We start from the raw sequence: 2,718 nt of genomic DNA, 5'->3' as shown, positions 1-2,718 counted from the left end.
CGCTGACGCCGACCCTGGTTGTCGTTGCCCTCGTAGTGGTGGGCTTCATCTTCTTTGCAAATGTCTGGACAGACGTCCTCTGGTACCGGCAGCTCGGCTACTTCGAAGTGTTTGTGACCGAGAACCTCGCCCGGATCGGGATCTTCCTGGCCGGATTCGCGGTGATGTTCCTTGCGGTCTTTTTTGCGATCCGGGTCGCATATCACGCACGGCCTGTCTACGCGCCGGACTCTGAGATCCGCGACAACCTCAACCGTTACCAGGCCCAGCTGGAGCCGGTCCGCCGCGTCGTGATGGTGGGCCTGCCGATCCTGTTCGGCCTTTTTGCCGGAAGCGCGGCGGCCAGCCAGTGGCAGAAGGTGCTGCTGTTCTTCAACCAGGAGCCGTTCGGACAGAAAGACCCGGAATTCGATCTGGACATCAGCTTCTACCTGATGAGCCTGCCGTTCTTCGGCTTCGTGACAGGTTTCCTCATCAGTGTGGTGGTCATTGCCGGTATCGCCGGAATCCTTACGCACTACCTCTACGGCAGCATCAGGCTGATGGAACGCGGTGTGTTCACCAGCCGGGCGGCGCAGATCCACCTCGCTGTGACCGGCGCGGCATTCCTGATCCTGCTGGGCATCAATTTCTGGCTTGACCGTTACGCGGCCCTGCAGAACAACGGCGGGCGCTGGGCGGGCGCGCTGTATACGGACATCAATGCCGTCATCCCCACCAAATCGATCCTCGCGGTGGCTGCCGGCCTGGTAGCCATCCTCTTCATCGTGGCCGCCATCATTGGCCGCTGGCGCCTGCCGGTCATCGGCACGGCGATGCTGGTCATCACCTCCATCCTTGCCGGCGGAGTATACCCGTGGGTCATTCAGCAGTTCCAGGTCCGCCCGTCCGAGCAGACGCTGGAGAAGGATTACATCGAGCGAAACATCAACAACACCCGGGCCGCTTACGGCCTGGACAAGATCCAGGTGGACCGCTACGACGCCACCAACACCGCCACCACTGGCGCGCTCGCCCCGGACGCCCAGACCACGGCCAACATCAGGCTGCTTGACCCCAACCTGATCTCCGATGCGTTTTCCCAGTTGGAGCAGTACCGGCCGTACTACCAGTTCCCGGAAGCGCTGAACGTCGACCGGTACGAGGTGGACGGCAAGATCCAGGACACTGTCATCGCCGTCCGCGAGCTGAATCCGATCAACGTCGCCAGCAACCAGCAGGGCTGGCTCAACCAGCACGTTGTCTACACCCACGGCTACGGCGTAGTGGCTGCCAAGGGAAACAAGTTCACGGTTGACGGGAAGCCCGAATTCCTCCAGTCGGGGATCCCTTCCACCGGTGTCCTCGGCGATGATTCCACGTACCAGCCGCGGATCTACTTCGGCGAAAACTCCCCGGAGTACTCCATTGTGGGCGCTCCCGACGGGGCAGCCCCGCGTGAGCAGGACCGTCCCTCCGGCGAGGGAGAGACCCAGTACACGTTCGATGGCAACGGCGGACCCAACGTGGGGAGCTTCTTCAACAAAGTCCTCTACTCCATCAAGTTCCAGTCCTCGGACCTGCTGCTCTCCGATGGTGTGAACGAAGAGTCCCAGATCCTCTATGACCGGAATCCGCGCGACCGCGTGGAGAAGGTCGCCCCATACCTGACTGTGGACGGCAACGCCTATCCGGCGGTGGTCGACGGCCGCGTCAAGTGGATTGTGGACGGCTACACCACCAGCCAGTACTACCCGTACTCGCAGCAGGAGCAGCTCTCGGCCGCCACCACGGATTCACAGACCACCTCGGGCCGGACGGTTGCCTTGCCCAACAGCTCGGTGAACTACATCAGGAACTCTGTGAAGGCCACCGTTGACGCGTATGACGGCTCAGTGACCCTGTATGCCTGGGACGATCAGGATCCCGTGCTGAAGGCCTGGCAGAAGGTCTTTCCGACGTCCCTGAAGCCTTACTCGGAGATGTCCGGCGATGTCATGAGCCACGTCCGTTACCCGGAGGATCTTTTTAAGGTCCAGCGCGAACTCCTGGGCCGTTACCACGTGACCGAACCCGGGAGTTTCTACCAGGCCAAGGATGTCTGGAGCGTGCCGAACGATCCCACGGTGGACACCGAAGTGAAGCAGCCGCCGTTCTACATGTCGCTGCAGATGCCTGACCAGGAACAGCCCGCGTTCCAGCTCACGTCCTCCTTCATTCCACAGATTGTCAACGGCACCGCCCGGAACGTCCTCTACGGTTTCCTCGCGGCTGACTCTGATGCGGGGAATGAGAAGGGCGTGAAAGCTGAAAGCTACGGCCAGCTGAGGCTCCTCCAGATTCCACCGGAGATCCAGGTTCCCGGGCCGGGCCAGGCCCAGAACAAGTTCAACTCCGATCCCACAGTCTCCCAGGCGCTGAACCTGCTCCGGCAGGGCGCCTCAGAGGTGCTCAACGGTAACCTGCTGACACTTCCGGTGGGCGGCGGCATCCTGTATGTCCAGCCGGTTTACCTGAAATCCACAGGTGAGACTTCATATCCAACGCTGCAGCGCGTCCTGGTGGCCTTCGGTGACAAGGTGGGCTTCGCGCCGACCCTGGATGGAGCCCTGAAGCAGCTGTTCGGCGGTGACTCCGGCGCGCAGGCCGGCGACTCCGACAACACGGGTCAGACACCTCCAGCTCCGGGAGCGCCGCCAGCGGTCAGTGCAGGGGCACAGGCTGACCTGAAGGCCGCGC

Annotated in this window: 1 protein-coding gene; it reads left to right on the top strand. The window is 62.2% G+C overall.

The features are described from left to right. Positions 1-2: 2 nt before the first annotated feature. The coding region (locus tag DBR22_RS02095; protein ID WP_108597568.1) for a UPF0182 family membrane protein at positions 3-2,718 on the top strand (2,716 nt) is incomplete at its 3' end.

This window comes from Arthrobacter sp. HMWF013 (genome assembly GCF_003061105.1).
Lineage (GTDB): Bacteria > Actinomycetota > Actinomycetes > Actinomycetales > Micrococcaceae > Arthrobacter.
Note: the sequence above shows the minus strand (reverse complement) of the source record. Positions and strands in the feature narration are given on the sequence as shown.